The organism is Aneurinibacillus soli (assembly GCF_002355375.1).
Classification (GTDB): Bacteria; Bacillota; Bacilli; order Aneurinibacillales; family Aneurinibacillaceae; genus Aneurinibacillus; species Aneurinibacillus soli.
This window is the reverse complement of sequence record NZ_AP017312.1, coordinates 525795-545289: the sequence shown is the minus strand read 5'-3', so window position 1 is coordinate 545289 and position 19495 is coordinate 525795. Positions and strand designations below refer to the sequence as shown.

Genomic DNA, 19495 nt, shown 5'->3' with positions numbered 1-19495 from the left:
AGGTTGATTCTCCTTACTCAATGGGAAAAAGCACCTTTTCTGATGAAAAAATCGAAAAGGTGCTTTTTCCTGTATTATTTTTGCTGCGCTTTTTCCCAATCTGCAAGAAAACGTTCAATTCCGTGGTCTGTTAACGGATGTTTCACCATTTGTTTGAAAGTTGCGTACGGGATGGTTGCAATGTCAGCGCCAAGCTTCGCACATTCTACAACATGAATCGGATGACGAACGCTTGCCGAGATGATCTCTGTATCAATGCTATGAATTGTAAAAATATCAGAGATGTCAGAGATGAGCTGCAGACCATCATGTGAAATATCATCGAGGCGGCCAAGGAACGGAGAGACGTATGTCGCGCCCGCACGCGCCGCAAGAAGCGCCTGTGTCGCCGAGAAAACAAGCGTCACATTCGTTTTGATCTTTTTCTTTGTAAAATATTTAACGGCTTTCAAGCCTTCTACCGTCATTGGAACTTTAATGACAATATTTTTAGAAAGAGAGGAGAGCTTCTCGCCTTCTTCAATCATTCCGTCCACTTCAAGACTAATGACTTCGGCGCTAATCGGTCCATCCACAATATCGATGATTTCTTTCAGTGTTTCCTCAAAGTCACGGCCTTCCTTGGCAACAAGTGACGGGTTTGTCGTGACACCTGCCAGTACGCCCCACTCGTTTACTTCACGAATCTCATTTACGTTTGCCGTATCGATAAAAAATTTCATAGTACGCTCCTTCTTCTAGGCCTGGTTACTGCTGCCGAATTCGCGGATCTTTGCTTTTACCGTTTCCTTGATCGTGTCGCGTGCTGGTCCGAGATATTTACGCGGATCATACACATCCGGTTTTTCTTCCAAAACTTTGCGCACAGTCGCAGAAGCTGCGATCTGATTCTCTGTATTTACGTTAATTTTGGCTGTTCCAAGTGAAATCGCACGCTTGATATCATCTGTTGGGATACCTGTACCCCCGTGCAGAACGAGCGGAACACCTGTCAGCTTCATCACTTCTTCCATACGGTCAAAACCAAGGTTCGGTTTGCCTTTGTATGGACCGTGTACAGAACCGAGTGCTGGCGCAAAGCAATCTACCTTCGTCTCACGTACGAGTTGATCGCATTCAGACGGAACAGCATACATCGCTTCTGCATCATTCACGACAAGATCATCTTCCTGTCCACCAATGCGGCCAAGTTCCGCTTCTACAGAAATTCCAAGTGAATGAGCCACATCAATCACACGCTTTGTGAGCGCGATGTTCTCTTCAAGCGGATAGTGTGATCCGTCAATCATAACAGATGTAAATCCGGCATGGATCGCTTCCATACATTTCTCAAAAGAAGAGCCATGGTCGAGATGAATGGCAACCGGAACAGTAATGTTGTATTCTTCCATTAGCGCTTCTACCATAACAACGACCAGCTTGAAGCCGCCCATATACCGCGCTGCCCCTTCACTTACCCCAAGGATGACAGGAGCATTTTCTTCCTGTGCAGCCTGCAAAATTGCCTGTGTAAACTCCAGGTTATTCAGGTTAAATTGGCCGACCGCATATTTTCCGAGTACGGCCTTCTTCAACATATCTGTCATCGAAACTAATGGCATATGTAAAGTCCTCCTTGTTTTATCGCACATACCTTGCAAACATTGTTTATTATAGCACAATGCCGGTTTAGCATGCGAGTTGGTTATTCACCGCAGCTCGCAGCTCGTCAATATCAAACGGCTTCGTAAAGTGTGTAAGCGCACCCAATTGAGTAGCCTCTTTAATCATATCTAACTCGCCATACGCTGTCATCATGATGACTTTTGTATCCGGGGCGATTTTTTTAATTTCTTTTAGAATTTCTAAGCCATCCATGCCAGGTATTTTCATATCAAGAATGACCAGGTCCGGTGCTTCATTCACAACGATCTCGAGCGCTTGCTTCCCGTTTGCGGCTTGAAATGTCCGGTAGCCTTCTTTGCCGAATACCTCAAACAGCAACACGCGAATTCCATACTGATCATCCACAATCAGCACTTTTTTATTTTCCACGCTATCTCCCCCTTCATTCTTACCATATCAAAACAACTCTACACAATTAGCAAATGTTTGACCTTATACATTCGCTGCTTTCCTACAAAATCCTTTTTTATTTTTACAAAAAAAGGGGCAGGCGTATAAGCCTGTCCCTTCTCCTTATAAAAATTACTTTTTCAGTTGTAAAGCCGCACCAACAAAGTCACGGAACAGCGGCTGTGGACGGTTCGGACGGGATGCGAATTCCGGATGGAACTGACCCGCTAAGAACCAAGGGTGTTCTGGTATTTCTACTACTTCAACCAATCGGCCATCCGGAGATGTACCACTTACGCGCAGACCTGCTTTTTGAAGCTGCTCTCTGTACTCGTTGTTGAACTCATAACGATGGCGGTGGCGTTCATATACGAGATCTTCGCCATAAGCAGCATGAGCCATAGTGTCTTTCTCCACTTTACACGGATACAGGCCGAGGCGCATGGTGCCGCCGAGGTTCTCAATGTCTTTCTGATCAGGCAGAATGTCGATAACTGGGTACGGAGTAGCTGGGTTAATCTCCGAGCTATTCGCGTCTTGTAAGCCTACCACGTGACGCGCAAACTCAATAACTGCCACCTGCATACCAAGGCAAATACCAAAGAACGGAACCTTGTTTTCACGCGCATACTTCGTTGCGATAATTTTCCCTTCCACACCACGGTCACCGAAGCCACCTGGAATGAGAATACCATCTACATGACCAAGCATTTCAGCTACGTTATGCTCGTACACTTCTTCGGCGTCAACCCATTCGATTTTAACGTCTGTATCATTTTCATAACCTGCATGGTACAGTGCTTCTGCGATACTGATGTATGCGTCATGCAGGGCTACATATTTACCAACCATCGCGATCGTTGTAGTGTGAGACAGGTTTTTAACTTTATGCAGAAGCTTCATCCAGTCTGTCATGTCCGCTTCTGGACATGTGAGATTCAGATGATTGCATACATAATCGTCAAGCCCCTGATCTTTCAGCATAAGTGGAACTTCATACAGGGAGTCTGCATCAACACATTCCACAACCGCTTTTGGATCAATATCACAGAATAATGCAAGCTTATCTTTCATATCCTGCGAGATTGAATGCTCAGTACGGCAAACAATTACGTTTGGCTGAATACCTAAGCTGCGCAGTTCTTTTACGCTATGCTGAGTCGGCTTTGTTTTCAGCTCGCCTGCAGCTTTCAGATACGGCATGAGTGTACAGTGAATGTACATGACATTATCACGGCCCACATCACTTTTGATCTGGCGAATGGCTTCTAGGAACGGTAAGCTTTCGATATCGCCCACTGTACCGCCAATCTCGGTAATCACTACATCCACATTCGCTTCACGTCCCGCACGGAAAACACGCTCTTTGATTTCGTTTGTGATATGCGGAATAACTTGAACGGTACCACCGAGATAATCACCACGTCGCTCTTTTGTGATAACAGAAGAATAGATTTTACCTGTTGTCACGTTGCTGTTGGAATTCAGGTTAATGTCAATAAAACGTTCATAGTGCCCAAGGTCGAGGTCCGTTTCCGCTCCATCTTCCGTTACGAATACTTCACCATGCTGATACGGGCTCATTGTCCCCGGATCCACGTTAATATACGGGTCAAATTTTTGGATCGTCACCTGAAGCCCACGGTTCTTCAAAAGGCGACCGAGTGACGCCGCTGTAATCCCTTTGCCAAGTGAGGATACAACCCCACCTGTTACGAATATATACTTTGCCATACAAGTAACCCCTCTTTCTTTGCCCATTCAATACTTTTCCACAAAACTACCTCTAGTATGAAAAACATCTACAAAAACAAAAAAACAAAAGCACTCCCTAGCCGAGCACGTCGGAAGGGCACTTTTGTTTTTCGTGACTAACGTATTCGTCAACTTTTAAAGCCCAAAAAGTATTTTATCTTTCCCAATCTTACATGTCAAGATTTTCGTCATCTTCATCAGAATCTGCTTCATCGTCGTCTTCGTCACTGAACTCTTCATCTGACTCCTCTTCTTCATCAAAATCAGCGTCCAGATCTTCATCCTCTTCATCGTCACCAGTTGTAATAAGATCGGTTTCCTCAACCTCATCATATTCTTCATCCAGATCATCATCATCGTCGAAATCATCCAGCAAGAATTTTCCGCGGAATCCACCTTCTGCTGATTCTTCCTGTGTTTCAACGAGGTACCAGCGCTTCAGACCCCACATGTTTTCGCCGAGACAGATGAAGCGTCCATCCAGGTTGATTTCTGTGTACACCTGCGCGATGATGTCCATGGCCTGTTCTTTGGACATGCCTTTCATTTCAACAAGGTCATTAAACAGCTCGCGATAATTCGTTGGTTTTTTCGTTTGTGTAAGAAGACGATAGGCAAGGTCAACCATCGCTATTTCTTTTAATTGTTCTGCTTCAAGGTTTAACGCATTACTCACCCGGAGCACTTCCCTTCTTGGCATATATTTCGAACAGCGGCTGTCTATGACATGCACGCATAGTATCCCTAGTATTCAGCATTCCTTATTTTATACAATTTAGACGTTAAAAAGCAAGTGGGCGGAGGAAGTAGTGTTACAAAGTGAGGAATATTTGTTTTCACTGCGTGTTGTCTTTCTTGCAACGAAGCTAAGCCCACGCTATTTCTACGTGAGCTTAGCTTTCTAAAACTATCGGGATGTGGGAGTGTAAAAGCTCGTGCCTTTCTTTTCTTTCCCTAGCGTAATTGAAAGGTGCGCGATTAGGGCTGTCATTGTCTCCATCATTGAGCTACCCAGATGTTTGACAGACCAGCGCAGCTTTCAATGGAGCGGACAGTCAACTCTTCTCTGCCAGAAAAGAATACGCACAGCTTTTACACTCACCACATCAATTACATGTTACGTCGGTATTGGCCGCCTACTTCGTAAAGCGCACCTGTAATCTGTCCCAGACTCGCTACCTTCACAGTCTCCATCAGCTCGGCAAAAATATTGCCATTGCTGTACGCTACTTCTTTCAGGCGAGCAAGCGCTGTTGAAGCGGCATCTTTATGTCTCTCCTGGAAGGCACGCAGGTTAGTGATTTGCTGCTGCTTTTCTTCTTCTGTCGAACGCGCCAACTCGATCTCGTAATCTTCTTCTGTTGAATTCGGATTCAGGAACGTATTTACACCGATGATTGGCAGATCCCCGTTGTGCTTGAGTGTCTCATAGTAAAGAGACTCCTCTTGAATCTTGCTGCGCTGATACTGTGTTTCCATCGCGCCAAGCACGCCACCGCGATCGCTAATACGCTGGAATTCGGTCAGAACAGCTTCTTCTAAAAGATCGGTCAACTCCTCAAGAATAAACGAGCCCTGTAGCGAGTTTTCATTCTTCGCCAGACCAAGCTCTTTGGTGATAATCATCTGAATCGCCATCGCGCGACGCACCGAATTCTCCGTTGGTGTTGTAATCGCCTCGTCATATGCGTTCGTATGAAGCGAATTGCAGTTGTCATAAATCGCCATGAGCGCCTGTAATGTCGTACGAATGTCATTGAAATCCATTTCCTGCGCGTGCAGAGAGCGCCCGGACGTCTGGATATGATATTTCAGCTTCTGGCTGCGCTCGTTGCCACCGTATTTGTTCTTAATCACCGTTGACCAGATACGGCGTGCTACACGACCGAGCACAGAATATTCCGGATCAAGGCCATTGCTAAAGAAGAACGACAGATTTGGCGCGAAATCATCAATGTTCATACCACGGCTCAAGTAGTACTCGACATACGTGAATCCGTTTGCGAGCGTGAACGCCAGCTGGGAAATCGGATTTGCGCCAGCTTCCGCGATATGATAGCCAGAAATACTAACCGAGTAGTAGTTGCGGACATAGTTTTGAATGAAGTATTCCTGAATGTCACCCATCATCTTCAGCGCGAATTCCGTCGAGAAGATGCACGTATTCTGACCCTGGTCTTCTTTCAAAATATCAGCCTGCACCGTACCGCGTACGTTGCGCAGTGTATCTGCCTTAATTTTTACCATTTCGTCCGCGCTCGGCTCGTGGCCGTTCGCTTCTACGAACAGTTTTACTTGCTGTTCGACTGCCGTATTCATGTACATCGCCAGAATGATCGGAGCCGGTCCATTGATCGTCATGGATACAGAGGTAGATGGATGGCACAGGTCGAAGCCGTCATACAGCTTCTTCATATCGTCCAGTGTGCAGATGCTCACGCCGCTCGTACCGATTTTTCCGTAGATGTCCGGGCGGTAGTCCGGGTCTTCACCATATAGCGTTACACTATCAAATGCTGTACTCAAACGCTTGGCGTCATCGTCTTTAGATAAATAGTGGAAGCGACGGTTCGTACGCTCCGGCGTACCTTCGCCCGCAAACTGGCGCTTCGGGTCCTCCCCGTCACGCTTGAACGGGAATACGCCTGCGGTGTATGGGAAGTAGCCTGGTAGATTCTCGCTCATGACCCAGCGAACAATTTCACCCCAGTCTTCGAACTTCGGCAGTGCCACTTTTGAAATACGCGTGCCGGACAGCGATGTGGTGTACAGCTGTGTTCGGATTTCTTTATCACGAACTTTCGTAACCAGTTCATCCTGCCGGTACGCTTCTTTAATGCTACTCCAGTTATCCAGAATTTTTTTCGTTTCCGGATGAACCTTCTCTTCATAGTGCGCAATGCATACATCGAGCTGCTTAAGCAGTTCTTCTGCCATCTCACCCGTCTGCTTCGCAAATTCTTCTTTTGTTCCTTTCAACTGATACAGCTTGCGGGCAATCTGCACCTGTTGTTCGGTGAACTTCTTATAATCACGTGTTGTATTTGCAATTTCCGCCAGATAATGAATACGGTCAGACGGAATGATATAGTTCTTCTTCGATTTCTGATCACCAGAAATATTAATGGTTGTCGGCCATTCTGTTGCGGTTTTCTCGCCCACAATTCGCATCAGATTCACAAACAGCACATTGGTGCCCGGATCGTTGAACTGGCTCGCAATCGTGCCATATACCGGTACATCATCGTCATTCATCTCGAACAAATTGCGGCTGCGCTTCCACTGCTTTTTCACATCGCGCTGCGCATCTTCTGAACCGCGTCGCTCAAACTTGTTGATCGCAATAACATTGGCATAATCAATCATGTCAATTTTCTCAAGCTGCGTCGGCGCACCGAATTCACTTGTCATCACATACATCGCCAGGTCGCAAACTTTTGTGATATTCGCATCGCCCTGGCCGATACCGGATGTTTCTACGATAATAAAGTCATAACCCGCCGCTTTTACGATATTAATCGCGTCATCAATAGCCTGGCTCAGCTCACTGTGCGAGTTACGGGTTGCAAGGGAACGCATGTATACACGCGGTGAGTTAATGGCATTCATGCGAATCCGGTCGCCAAGCAGTGCCCCACCCGTTTTTTGCTTGGACGGATCAACCGAAAGAATCGCAATTGTTTTATCCGGGAACTGCTCAATATAACGGCGAACGAGTTCATCCGTAAGCGAGCTCTTACCCGCACCGCCTGTACCTGTAATTCCAAGAACCGGCACAGTTGCCGTCATTTCTTGCACTTTCTCAAGCGTAGCCGCTACCTCTTTATCCTTCCGCTCCACATTTTCCTCTGCCAGTGTGATCAGGCGGCCGATAGCGTTCCAGCTTTTGTTTTTCAAATTTTCGATCTCTTCTTCAACTTCTTTTGGCGTCGGATAATCCGTCTGCTCAATCATAGAGTTGATCATCCCTTGAAGCCCCAGTGTACGCCCGTCATCCGGTGAGAAGATATGTGCAACACCATATTCATGTAATTCACGAATTTCAGCAGGAACGATAACGCCACCACCGCCACCGAACACTTTAATATGAGAAGCATTCTTTTCTTTCAGTAAATCAACAATGTACTTAAAGTACTCTACGTGCCCGCCCTGATACGAGCTAATCGCAATCCCCTGTGCATCTTCTTGAATTGCAGCGTTTACAATTTCCTCTACAGAACGGTTGTGACCGAGATGAATGACTTCCACACCGCCTGCTTGCAGAATGCGACGCATGATATTAATAGAAGCGTCGTGTCCATCAAACAAACTGGCAGCGGTTACAAAACGAACGTTGTGTTTCGGACGGTAAATGGTCGTTTCCATATTCAAGTTCCTCCCCATTTTCGGAAAATGATAAGAAAAAGCAGATAGAGGAGAAAACAATGGCCTGCTTCCCCTATCTTTTCATACAAAAGACTACTACTTCCCTGTAAGGTCATGCAAAATCAACGACGTCTGAATTTCTGTGTATTGCTCAAGTGTATAATTCTTCCGCAGGCTCCAACGACGGAAGGTCCACATTTCCCCAAGCACGACGATATTGTGCGCCATCAGCTTTACCAACGGTTCATCAATATTCAGTGATCCGTCCTTGCGCCCACGGTGTAGAATCTCTTCAAAAAAGCTCGTAATTTCTTCTTCCTTCGCCATGACATATTTCATGGTATCCTTCGGAAGCGATTTGATCTCCTGATAAATCAGTAAAACGCGATCTTGCATCTCATCCATTACACGCAAGAATCCCTCAATGGCCGCCTTCAGCATGACAGCCCCGCTGACACCATTCACGAGTACTTCTTTCAAGCCACGCTCCATATTCTGATGAATCGCATCACATACAAGATACAGTACGTCTTCTTTCGATTCGATGTACTCATACAATGTTCCGATACTGAATCCGGATGCCCGTGAAATTTCTCTCGTCGTTGTCTTGTGAAACCCCTTCGAGATAAACAGCTCCACAGCTGCCTCCACGATTTGCTCCCGTCGCTTCTCAATCAACTTCGGGTCTTTGACCATTGAGGGAATTGCTTTTTTCGGCTCCATTCTCAACTCATCGCCCCTTCTCTTCACCCTCGACTGAGCGTATGCTCAGAGTGCGAGGAAAAAGAAAAGGCTCACCGGCCTCTTCTTTTCTTTTTATTATACGCAGGCAAGAAAGCCATCCGCAACAAATTTCAGCTCATTACTTTTCGCGGACGAGTGATTGAAACAACTTCCCTGCTACTTCGTACGGATCGACCTCGCGGCTTGAAACTTTCGCCATACTTTCAGCATATGCATCGCTGCGTAGCTGTTGCATAACGATCTGATGCATGTCATACTCCACGATCTCCATAACTTCCTCACGCAAATGAGAAGCCCGGCGCGTCTGCCATTCTCCGCTTTGCTTGGAATATTCCTGATGATCGATGAATGCCTGCCACGCCTCATCAATTCCTTTATTCTGAAGCGAGATCGTCTTGACAATCGGAGGACGCCATGGCGCATCGTGTTTTACAAGATCTAACATCTGTTCAACCTCGCGCATTAGCTTATCCGTTCCCGCAAGATCGGCTTTATTCAGAATAAACAGGTCCGCGATTTCCATAATTCCGGCTTTGAATGCCTGAATCGTATCCCCGCCGCCCGGATTGAGCACGACGGCTGTCGTATCGGCAATGTTCATAATATCAAGCTCAGACTGGCCAACACCAACCGTCTCGATAATAATCACGTCTTTGCCGTACGCATCAAGAATACGCACCGCTTCTTTAGTCGAACGAGCAAGACCTCCCAGGCTACCACGCGTCCCCATGCTACGGATGAATACCCCCTCATCAAGGAAGTGATCCTGCATACGAATCCGGTCGCCCAGAATCGCCCCTCCGGTAAAGGGACTGGTTGGGTCCACCGCCACAATACCGACTGTCAGACCTTTTTTACGAAGATAGCCAATCAGCTTGTCAACAAATGAGCTTTTGCCCGCTCCCGGTGAGCCAGTGATGCCGACGAGAAATGAGTTGCCGGTGTGCGGAAACAGCTCCTGCAGCACCTGTGTTTTATCTGGATGATTGCTTTCTACATAGGAGATCGCCCGGGCAGCCGCCCGGCGATCTCCATGCAAGATGCGTTCTACTAACTCATGCACAACAGTCACTTCCTAGTCTTTAAGCAAGTAATTTGAAATGACGAGACGCTGAATTTCGTTTGTTCCTTCGTAAATCTGTGTAATCTTGGCATCACGCATGAAGCGCTCAACTGGATATTCACGTGTGTAACCGTAACCGCCGAATACTTGCACCGCATCGGTTGTTACTTCCATTGCAATATCACCCGCGAACAGCTTCGCCATCGCGGAAGCTTTGCCATATGGGAGTTTCTTATCTTCAAGCACGGCTGCCTGGTATGTCAGGAGACGTGCTGCTTCTACTTTTGTCGCCATATCAGCCAGCTTGAAGGCAATGCCTTGCTGTGCTGCAATCGGCTTGCCGAACTGCACGCGCTCTTTTGCATATGCAGTAGCATGTGTCAGAGCGCCATCTGCAATACCTACCGCCTGTGCAGCGATACCATTACGGCCTCCATCAAGCGTCATCATTGCCACTTTGAAACCTTCTCCTTCTTTGCCGAGAACGTTCTCAGCCGGTACACGGCAATCTTCGAAGATGATTTCGGTTGTTGCAGAAGAACGAATGCCGAGCTTTTTCTCTTTTTTGCCGACTTTGAAGCCTAGCATATCGCTTGTCACGATGAAAGCGGTTTGGCCTTTATGTTTCAATTCTTGATTTGTCGCTGCAAATACAACATAAATGTCAGCAAGTCCGCCGTTTGTGATGAAGATTTTGGACCCGTTCAGGATGTAATCATCGCCATCACGCTTCGCAACAGTTTTCATACCAGCTGCATCCGAACCAGAACCCGGCTCTGTCAGGCAGTATGCACCCATGCTGCGGCCTTCTGCCAGCGCACGAAGATACTTCTGCTTCTGCTCTTCTGTACCGAACTTATAGATCGGCCAGCCTGCTAACGACGTATGAGCGGATAAAGTAACCCCTACAGAGGAATCAACACGAGACAGCTCTTCTACTGCGATCACATAGCTCAGATAATCAAAGCCCGCGCCGCCGTACTCTTCCGGCCACGGAATACCTGTTAGACCGAGTTCTGCCATCTTGTGGAATACTTCCATATCAAAATGTTCTTCTTCATCACGTTCGCCTGCTTTTTCAGCTAGTTCATTCTCAGCGAAATCACGTACCATTTGACGCAGCATTTTGTGTTCTTCAGACAGTTGAAAGTCCATTTCTCTCCACTCCTATTTCTTCAAATTATTTGTTTAGTAAGTGCTTTGAAATTACAAGACGCTGAATCTGGTTGGTTCCTTCGTAAATCTGTGTAACTTTAGCATCGCGGAACAAACGCTCTACCGGATATTCACGCGTATATCCATACCCGCCGAATACCTGGATCGCTTCTGTGGTTACCTTCATAGCCGTGTCGGTTGCGAACTTCTTCGCCATTGATGCTTCCAATCCGCACTTCACGCCTGCATTACGCAGCGCTGCCGCACGGTATACAAGCATACGAGCCGCTTCTGTCTGTGTTGCCATATCTGCGAGTTTGAAGCCGATTCCCTGCTGCGCTGCAATCGGTTTGCCGAACTGAACACGCTCTTTGGCATACGCAATCGCATGCTCAAGCGCACCTTCCGCAATCCCAAGACCCTGTGAAGCAATCCCGATCCGACCAACATCAAGGTTAGCCATCGCGATAGTAAAGCCCATGCCCTCTTCGCCAAGTAGATTTGCTGCTGGCACTTCCGCATTATCGAAAATGAGCTCGGTTGTACTCGAACCGTGCAGACCCATTTTCTTCTCTTTTTTGCCTACAGTAAACCCTGGTGTATCTTTTTCTACAATGAAAGCAGAAATCCCTTTTGGTCCTTTGGATGAATCTGTTACCGCAAATACGATGTACGTACTTGCCGCACCACCATTCGTAATAAAAATCTTGGAGCCGTTCAAAATATATTTATCGCCCTGCTTCACAGCCGTTGTTCGCATGCCCGCTGCATCAGAGCCTGCACTTGGTTCCGTTAACGCAAACGCACCAATGTATTCACCTGTCGCAAGCTTCGGCACATACTTCTTCTTCTGCTCTTCATTCCCGAAGTACAAAATCGGGTTCGTTCCAACCGAAGTGTGTACAGAGAGAATTACTCCTACTGTCGGGCTTACTTTGGAAATTTCATTAATGGCAATGATATACGAGATGAAATCCGCTTCTGAACCGCCGTATGCTTCTGGAATCGGAATCCCCATCAGACCGTATTCTCCCATCTTACGAATGATCTCATATGGGAATTCATCGTTCTCTTCCATTTTTTCGATCTGCGGTGCAATCTCCTCACGCGCAAAGTCGCGCACCATCTTGCGCATCATATCTTGCTCTTCTGTAAATTGTAAATGCATGGTTTATCCTCCTTGGATCGATCTGTCTGCTCTAGCTGGAAAAGCACCTGCCATGTGCCTGTTACGTGTATCTATTCGTATACGTAGAAGCCGCGACCTGATTTACGTCCGAGCCAGCCTGCTTTTACATATTTGCGCAGCAACGGGCATGGACGGTATTTGGAATCTCCTAGGCCTTCATGCAGCACTTCCATGATATAGAGGCACGTATCAAGCCCAATAAAGTCAGCGAGTGTCAGTGGACCCATCGGATGGTTCATGCCCATTTTCATTACATCATCAATTGCTTCCGGTGTTGCAACGCCTTCGTATACACAGTAGATTGCTTCATTGATCATCGGAAGCAGAACACGGTTGGATACAAAGCCAGGGAAGTCGTTTACTTCCACCGCTGTCTTGTTCATCTTCTCGGACAGTTCTGCTACGATTTTGTATGTCTCATCCGAAGTAGCCAGACCGCGAATCACTTCGATCAGCTTCATAACAGGAACCGGATTCATAAAGTGCATACCGATCACTTGCTCCGGACGTTTCGTTACCGCTGCAATCTCTGTGATCGGGAGCGAGGACGTGTTACTCGCAAGAATGGCGTGCGCAGGTGCAAGCTCATCAAGCTGCTTGAACAGCTGTGTTTTGACTTCCATGTTTTCAATGATCGCTTCGACAACGAAGTCGATGTCTTTTGCGTTGTTGATGTCTGTAGACGGCTTGATGCGGCCAAGGATCGCCTGTTTCTCTTCTTCTGTCTTGCGTCCTTTTTCTACATCACGTGTGAGATTCTTCGTAATCACACCAAGGCCACGGTTCACAAATTCGTCTTTTACATCATGCAGGATAACGTTCAGTCCTGCCTGTGCCGCTACTTGTGCAATGCCGCTTCCCATCTGACCTGCGCCTACAACCATAAATGTTTTTACTTCCATGGGTTCTCCACTCCTTGTATATATCGTAGGGAATTGAACCTCTCATCACTAAAGTAACGAGATTCCTGCGCTGAACGCTCCAACGAGCGAAGATAAGCAGGCTACCCCCGTAGTTCCTACGGTTGAATACGAAAAGTTCGTATTGGCTTGCAGTCTTTTTTATCTTTTGGCACTTGGTTTTCGTGCCAGAGGTAAACGGTTTTTCTCCTGCGACTCTTGAATGCTATAGGCGAACGACAGCCAGCAGACGAGGGCAATTTACGCAGCTACCACCACGGTATACTCGTTCCTTATCACTATATCAAATATGTCACAAAATTCTCAACTTACACCCTTGGAACTTCTACCAGAATCGCATCGCCCTGTGCTGCACCGGAGCAAATTGCTGCGATGCCCAGACCACCGCCACGACGGCGCAGTTCATAAATGAGCGTCATCAAAATGCGGGAGCCACTCGCGCCGATTGGGTGACCGAATGCGATCGCACCGCCGTTAACGTTCACTTTTTCCGGGTCCCATCCTGCGATTTTTCCGCTTGTGAGGACAACGGCTGCAAATGCTTCATTCACTTCAAACAGATCAATTTGATCAATGGTGTAGCCTGTTTTCTTAAGAAGCTTATTAATCGCGAGTCCTGGTGTAGTCGCAATATAAGGTGCTTCCTGTCCAACCGCTGCATGACCGAGAATGGTCGCGAGTGGTTTTGCACCAAGCTCTTCTGCTTTCTCTTCGGACATTACAACAAGTGCACCTGCGCCATCGTTTACACCCGGTGCGTTACCTGCTGTGATGGAGCCGTCTTTTGTAAAGACTGGAGACAGCTTTGCTAATTGTTCGATGCTCGTCTCGCGTGGCGATTCGTCCGTGTCAATCAGAATTGGATCGCCTTTGCGTTGCGGTACTGGAACCGGCACGATCTCATCGTTAAATCTGCCTGCTCTCATCGCTTCCGCCGCACGCTGCTGGCTACGGAGTGCCCACTCATCCTGTGCCTCGCGAGCAATCTCAAATTCAGCCGCTACGTTGCTGCCATGTACAGCCATATGTTTGCCGTCGTATGCGTCTGTAAGACCGTCATTAAGCATCAAGTCGACCGCCTTGCCGTCGCCCATACGCATGCCCCAGCGTGCATTCGGCAAAATGTATGGCGCATTGCTCATGCTTTCCATGCCACCTGCCACAATAACGTCCGCATCTCCTGCACGAATGATCTGGTCCGCAAGTGTTACGCTGCGTAAGCCGGAAGCACATACTTTGTTAATTGTCTCTGTCTGTACTTCCCACGGCAATCCTGCCTTGCGAGCTGCCTGACGGGATGGAATCTGCTTGGCACCGCCTTGCAAAACCATACCCATAATCAATTCATCCACTTGCTCCGGCTGAATACCTGCACGTTCAACTGCTTCCTTGATGACAATTCCACCTAAATCAACTGCTTGCAAAGAACTAAGGCTACCTCCGAACTTGCCGAATGGTGTGCGGGCTGCGCTGACGATTACAGACTTTTTCATACTTATTGCCCCTCTCGTTTTGTAACTCAAACTAAGGATTATCAAAAATGAGCGATTGCTCGGTCAGTATAAGCTTTAAGAGAAGCCCGGCGACTTAGTAACCGCCGGGTATCCCTATTTGTTTTTATTTTATCAATATTCAACTAAATAAAAAAGATTAAATTATAATGCTTTTTCCAAAATTTCTACGAGGTCGAGTGTCTGAACTTTCTCTTCCATTTCTTTTGCTTTTGTACCGTCAGACAGCATCGTCAGACAGTATGGGCATGCGCTTCCGATTGTGGTCGGATTCACAGCGAGAGCCTGTTCTGTACGCGCAATGTTTACACGTGTACCTTGGTGCTCTTCCTGCCACATCATACCGCCACCTGCACCACAGCACATGCTGTCGCAGCCGGAACGCTCCATCTCAACGATCTGTACGCCCGGAATCGCAGACAGAATGTCGCGCGGCGGATTGTACACTTCGTTGTAACGACCCAGGTAGCAAGAGTCATGGTACGTCACACGCTCATTCACTTCATTCACCGGATTCAGGCGGCCTTCTTTGATCCACTTCGCCAGAACTTCTGTATGGTGGTATACTTCCACCCCTTCGAGACCGAAGTCCGGATACTCGCTCTTAATTGTATTGTATGCGTGTGGGTCCATCGTGACGATCTTCTTCACACCGTACTTTTCAAAGCTTGCGATATTTTCCATCGCCAGCTCTTGATACAGCATCTCGTTACCAAGGCGACGTGGTGTATCACCTGAGTTTTTCTCCTCATTACCGAGAATAGCAAACTTGATGCCCGCCTTGTGCATAACACGGATAAACGACTGGGTGATCTTAATGGAACGATTATCAAACGATCCCATTGATCCAACAAAGAACAGGTAGTCGAACTCGTCCGCATCCTTCGCTGTTGGCACCAAATCTTCAATACCTTCACGCCAGTTGATGCGGTTTTTCCGGTTAATCCCCCACGGATTGCTCTGACGCTCAATGTTGCTCAGCGCACGCTGTGCATCGGCTGGCATCTGTCCTTCTGTCATAACAAGGTAGCGGCGCATGTCGACAATTTTCTCAACGTGTTCATTCGCCACCGGGCACTGATCTTCACAGTTGCGGCATGTCGTACAAGCCCACAGTTCTTCTTCCGTAATAACATCGCCGATCAGGTTTACATCATAATCAATTTTGAGAGCGGACGAACCCTCTGTCGCAACTGCAACTTCATCACCCGCTACATTGGCTACAGCCGCCTGCATCGCCAACTCGTTGCCCTTCATGTCTTTAAAGACACTTGCCGGCAACCACGGTGTACGACCTGTAATCGCCGCCCCTTTGTCCGTCAGATGATCACGCATTTTCACGATGAGATCCATCGGAGACAATGTTTTACCTGTGCCTGCTGCCGGACACATGCTCGTGCATCGCCCACACTCTACGCAGGCATACAGATCGATAAGCTGATTTTGCGTAAAATTCTCAATGCGGCCAACCCCAAACTCTTCCGCACCTTCTTCTTCCAGCTTCTCGAAGTCAAGCGCTGTCAGTTTACTTGGCGGACGGGATTTGTCTTTCATCAGCCAGTTATACGGTGCAAACAGCAAATGCGCGTGCTTGCCCTGCGGAATGTATACAAGGAAGAATAAAAGCGTCAGCAAGTGAGTCCACCAGAACACGTAAAATAAAGCACCTGCTGCTGTCGAACCGATACCACTCAACAGAACCGCAATGCTCGATGCGATCGGCTGTGTGGAATGATACGCTACTTTGTCTGCATGCAACCAGATCATTTCTGTCGCTTCCGCAAATAACGTACTGATCATTAACGTTGTAATCAGCCAGACAACAAGATTTGCTTTCCAGCCACGTTTTAAGCGCTTTAATTTTTCAACATTACGACGATACCATGCGTAGAAAATAGAAAGTAAAATCGCAACGACAACAATCTCCTGAAGTAACAAAAAGTACGGATATGCCGACCCAAATGGAAGATGGGAACCTGGTTTAAGCCCCTTCCAGATCAGATCAATGGCTCCAAACTGAACTAACAGGAAGCCATAAAAAAGTACAAGGTGCATGACGCCGCTTTTGGAATCTTTTAATAGTTTTCTCTGTCCAAAAACGTTAACCAGAAACTGATTCACTTTCTCGGAGGCGTCTTCGCGCAAATCACCTGCACGACCAAGCTTGATGTATGTTACTCGGCTGTATACAAGCTGAGCGAACAAATACACCGCATAGCCCGTTACTGCAAAGAATGCAAGCAAATTAAGCAGCGATAGAGCAGTATTCATCGTTTCTCATCTCCTTCTCGTTGTTGAAGCTTCCACAGAACCGCAATCCACAAATATGAATGACCATTCAGTCAGATAGGCTCCACAAAAAATCCACTCCTAGGTATGAGAATATTCTATATCTTTTTTATGATTTAATCTAGCCAAAATAATTATAAATTTTATTCCAAGAGAACATTACAGCTTGCAATTGGGCCATATTCCTACAGAAATATCAACAAGCACGATCGCACATGCCTTACAAGATGACGTGGTGAAGTTTAAAATTTGAATAAGGCCTGGTATAGCCAGAACAATAAAACGGGTGCCTCAACAGTAACATCGAGGCATCCGTTTTCTTCGCTTATGAAATTTCAAATTTACGCAATAGCCCTTGAAGCTCGGCAGCCATTTGGGAAAGAGAGGCTGCAGATGCGCTAATCTCCTGCATGAAAGCAAGCTGCTCTTCCGTCGAGGCAAAGACCGTCTGCATACCAGACGCTGTCTCGGAAGTTAGCTGTTCCATGCCTTCAAATACGCGAACAATCTCCCCTGTATGTGCCGCCATCTGTTCAACAGCTACAGCCACCTCCTGAAACTGGCTGGCTGCGCCCGCTACAGAACCGCGAATCGTTCCAAATAGTTGTCCAGCTGTATCGACTACATCCATGCCAGCCGCCACTTCCCGTGAGCTTGCTGCCATCGATTGGACAGCCATCTCTGTCTCCTGTTGAATCGTACTGATCAGTACCGCAATCTGCGCGGCGGACTGTGTAGACTGCTCGGCCAGCACACGCACTTCGTCCGCTACCACCGCAAAACCACGCCCATGTTCTCCAGCACGAGCTGCCTCAATCGCCGCATTGAGTGCAAGCAGATTCGTCTGACCGGAAATGGTCGTAATGACTTCAACGATTTTGCCGATTTCATCTGAGCGCTGGCCCAGGTTTTTAATCACGTGTTCCAACTCCTGCATCGTTCCATTTACTGAGTGCATCTGGTGCACCGCTTTTTGCAGAACGCGATTCCCTTCTTCCGCCATATCAACTGCCTGTGATGCCGATGCTGTTACCCCCCGCGCCTGTTCTGCAATTGATGACGCTCGGTTCGACATGTCCGCAACCGTCCCCGATGCCCTCTCGATGCGTTCCACCTGCTTATCCGAGTCTGCTGCCACTTCCTGAATGACTTCCGTTATTTGCTCGGTAGCACGGCTCGTCTGATTCGCTCCTTCTGTAAGCTGACGGGAAGAGGATGCGAGATGATCGGATTGTTCCTGTACCTCCCGTAGTACCATCTGCAAGGAATCGCTCATATGATTAAAACTCTCCGCCAACTCACCAAATTCATCATTGGAATGTGTATCAATTCTCTCTGTTAAATTCCCTTCACTGACCCGATGTGCCGCTTTATTCAATGCCCGCAGCGGGCGAACAATGGAACGAATCACAAAAAAGCTGCGAATGCCCCCATACAGTAGTGATACAGCCAGCACAACAAATAGTGTCACAAAGATCGGATGTGCTTCTTTCTTTGCTTCATCCACATACATTGTGCCGGCCACTTTCCATCCGGTCAGCTTATTCGTTGTAAAAAACATCCGGCGCTCATGGCCTTCCCATTCATATTCGAACTCCCCCGACGTCGACGCAAACATTTTCTCAGTCGGTGACCCGGATGCTTCAGTTCCCGACTTTTGTGTCGGGTGTACGATATATTTACGGGTGCTATCAGTCAGAAACGCATACCCTTCATTTCCGACCTTCACCTGCTTCACACTTTCTGCCAGCGCCCTCAAATTCAGATCAATTCCTACCACACTTTTTTGGTCATAAGACTGAACAGCAATGGTGACAACTTCATCTTTGGAAGCAGCGTCTACATACGGCTCTGTAATAATAATTTGACCTGGATGCTCAACCGCCTGCTTGTACCAGAGACGTGTGCGCGGATCATAATCGTCCGCAAGCTTTTCATACGGTGCCAGCAGCATCTGACCGTTCGCCGCCCCTACAAATGTATGCATCAACTCTGGATGAAGCGCCTGAAACCCCTCTAAACTTTTCTGAATTGCATTCCGCTCTTCTCCCTGAAATGTCGTACCATGCACAAGAGAGGCAAGATGCTTTACATCCCTTAACTCCGGTTCTATTGTGCTCGTAAGCAAACGATCCAGCAGTACAACATTCTGCTTAGCGCTCTGGATGAGCTGGTCTTCTACTTTTTCTTTTGCTGTCATATAGGATGTAATCCCTATCAAAAGACTTGGCACAAGTAAAATAACAGCAAATGCCCAGATCAACTTACTACGAATGCTTTTCTTTTTTTGTTTATACATCGTTGTAATAGCCCCTTATCCAACAACAAAGTCATGCAGCATAAATAGCAAATATCTATTCTCTTACTACATACATACTATTATCGGATGCAAAATTTCATTTTTTCACAAAACAAAACCCGATTTCCATAAAAGAAATCGGGTTAGTCC

Annotated in this window: 14 protein-coding genes; all 14 read right to left on the bottom strand. The window is 47.2% G+C overall.

Annotated features, from left to right (window positions below; translation table 11 throughout):
• Positions 1 to 74: 74 nt before the first annotated feature.
• A complete protein-coding gene (gene fsa / locus CB4_RS02810; RefSeq protein ID WP_096463488.1) occupies positions 75 to 722 on the bottom strand; it encodes a fructose-6-phosphate aldolase in 648 nt (215 codons plus the stop codon).
• 15 nt (positions 723 to 737) lie between these two features.
• Entirely contained in the window at positions 738 to 1601 is an 864-nt protein-coding gene (fba, locus tag CB4_RS02805) for a class II fructose-1,6-bisphosphate aldolase (protein ID WP_096463487.1), read from the bottom strand.
• A gap of 67 nt (positions 1602 to 1668) precedes the next feature.
• Positions 1669 to 2034: a response regulator gene (locus tag CB4_RS02800; protein WP_096463486.1), complete on the bottom strand. Its 366-nt coding sequence runs from the start codon at positions 2032 to 2034 to the stop codon at positions 1669 to 1671.
• Positions 2035 to 2187: 153 nt separating this feature from the next.
• Positions 2188 to 3789, bottom strand: a complete 1602-nt coding sequence (locus tag CB4_RS02795; RefSeq protein ID WP_096463485.1) for a CTP synthase — start codon at positions 3787 to 3789, stop codon at positions 2188 to 2190.
• Between the two features lie 190 nt (positions 3790 to 3979).
• The gene (gene rpoE / locus CB4_RS02790) at positions 3980 to 4510 is read right to left on the bottom strand and encodes a DNA-directed RNA polymerase subunit delta (RefSeq protein WP_096467599.1); all 531 of its coding nucleotides are present in this window, start codon (positions 4508 to 4510) and stop codon (positions 3980 to 3982) included.
• A gap of 410 nt (positions 4511 to 4920) precedes the next feature.
• A complete protein-coding gene (gene icmF, locus CB4_RS02785; protein ID WP_096463484.1) occupies positions 4921 to 8175 on the bottom strand; it encodes a fused isobutyryl-CoA mutase/GTPase IcmF in 3255 nt (1084 codons plus the stop codon).
• Positions 8176 to 8271: 96 nt separating this feature from the next.
• A complete protein-coding gene (locus CB4_RS02780) occupies positions 8272 to 8898 on the bottom strand; it encodes a TetR/AcrR family transcriptional regulator (protein ID WP_096463483.1) in 627 nt (208 codons plus the stop codon).
• 139 nt (positions 8899 to 9037) lie between these two features.
• Positions 9038 to 9982: a methylmalonyl Co-A mutase-associated GTPase MeaB gene (gene meaB, locus CB4_RS02775; RefSeq protein WP_096463482.1), complete on the bottom strand. Its 945-nt coding sequence runs from the start codon at positions 9980 to 9982 to the stop codon at positions 9038 to 9040.
• 12 nt (positions 9983 to 9994) lie between these two features.
• On the bottom strand, positions 9995 to 11137 hold the full coding sequence (locus tag CB4_RS02770) for an acyl-CoA dehydrogenase (protein ID WP_096463481.1): 1143 nt from the start codon (positions 11135 to 11137) through the stop codon (positions 9995 to 9997).
• A 25-nt stretch (positions 11138 to 11162) separates the two neighbouring features.
• A complete protein-coding gene (locus tag CB4_RS02765; protein ID WP_096463480.1) occupies positions 11163 to 12305 on the bottom strand; it encodes an acyl-CoA dehydrogenase in 1143 nt (380 codons plus the stop codon).
• 71 nt (positions 12306 to 12376) lie between these two features.
• The gene (locus tag CB4_RS02760) at positions 12377 to 13228 is read right to left on the bottom strand and encodes a 3-hydroxybutyryl-CoA dehydrogenase (RefSeq protein ID WP_096463479.1); all 852 of its coding nucleotides are present in this window, start codon (positions 13226 to 13228) and stop codon (positions 12377 to 12379) included.
• 326 nt (positions 13229 to 13554) lie between these two features.
• Positions 13555 to 14739: an acetyl-CoA C-acetyltransferase gene (locus tag CB4_RS02755; RefSeq protein WP_096463478.1), complete on the bottom strand. Its 1185-nt coding sequence runs from the start codon at positions 14737 to 14739 to the stop codon at positions 13555 to 13557.
• 162 nt (positions 14740 to 14901) lie between these two features.
• Positions 14902 to 17028 carry a (Fe-S)-binding protein gene (locus tag CB4_RS02750; protein WP_096463477.1) on the bottom strand — a complete coding sequence of 709 codons (2127 nt, stop codon included), beginning with the start codon at positions 17026 to 17028 and terminating at the stop codon, positions 14902 to 14904.
• Between the two features lie 343 nt (positions 17029 to 17371).
• Entirely contained in the window at positions 17372 to 19345 is a 1974-nt protein-coding gene (locus CB4_RS02745) for a methyl-accepting chemotaxis protein (protein ID WP_096463476.1), read from the bottom strand.
• Positions 19346 to 19495: the final 150 nt, after the last annotated feature.

Bases quoted from the DNA above. Each gene is read 5' to 3' on its own strand.
- fsa (WP_096463488.1), bottom strand. From the start codon at position 722: ATGAAATTTTTTATCGATACGGCAAACGTAAATGAGATTCGTGAAGTA.
- CB4_RS02765 (WP_096463480.1), bottom strand. From the start codon at position 12,305: ATGCATTTACAATTTACAGAAGAGCAAGATATGATGCGCAAGATGGTG.
- CB4_RS02745 (WP_096463476.1), bottom strand. From the start codon at position 19,345: ATGTATAAACAAAAAAAGAAAAGCATTCGTAGTAAGTTGATCTGGGCA.
- CB4_RS02770 (WP_096463481.1), bottom strand. From the start codon at position 11,137: ATGGACTTTCAACTGTCTGAAGAACACAAAATGCTGCGTCAAATGGTA.
- CB4_RS02755 (WP_096463478.1), bottom strand. From the start codon at position 14,739: ATGAAAAAGTCTGTAATCGTCAGCGCAGCCCGCACACCATTCGGCAAG.
- CB4_RS02795 (WP_096463485.1), bottom strand. From the start codon at position 3,789: ATGGCAAAGTATATATTCGTAACAGGTGGGGTTGTATCCTCACTTGGC.
- fba (WP_096463487.1), bottom strand. From the start codon at position 1,601: ATGCCATTAGTTTCGATGACAGATATGTTGAAGAAGGCCGTACTCGGA.
- rpoE (WP_096467599.1), bottom strand. From the start codon at position 4,510: ATGCCAAGAAGGGAAGTGCTCCGGGTGAGTAATGCGTTAAACCTTGAA.
- icmF (WP_096463484.1), bottom strand. From the start codon at position 8,175: ATGGAAACGACCATTTACCGTCCGAAACACAACGTTCGTTTTGTAACC.
- CB4_RS02760 (WP_096463479.1), bottom strand. From the start codon at position 13,228: ATGGAAGTAAAAACATTTATGGTTGTAGGCGCAGGTCAGATGGGAAGC.
- CB4_RS02780 (WP_096463483.1), bottom strand. From the start codon at position 8,898: ATGGAGCCGAAAAAAGCAATTCCCTCAATGGTCAAAGACCCGAAGTTG.
- CB4_RS02750 (WP_096463477.1), bottom strand. From the start codon at position 17,028: ATGAATACTGCTCTATCGCTGCTTAATTTGCTTGCATTCTTTGCAGTA.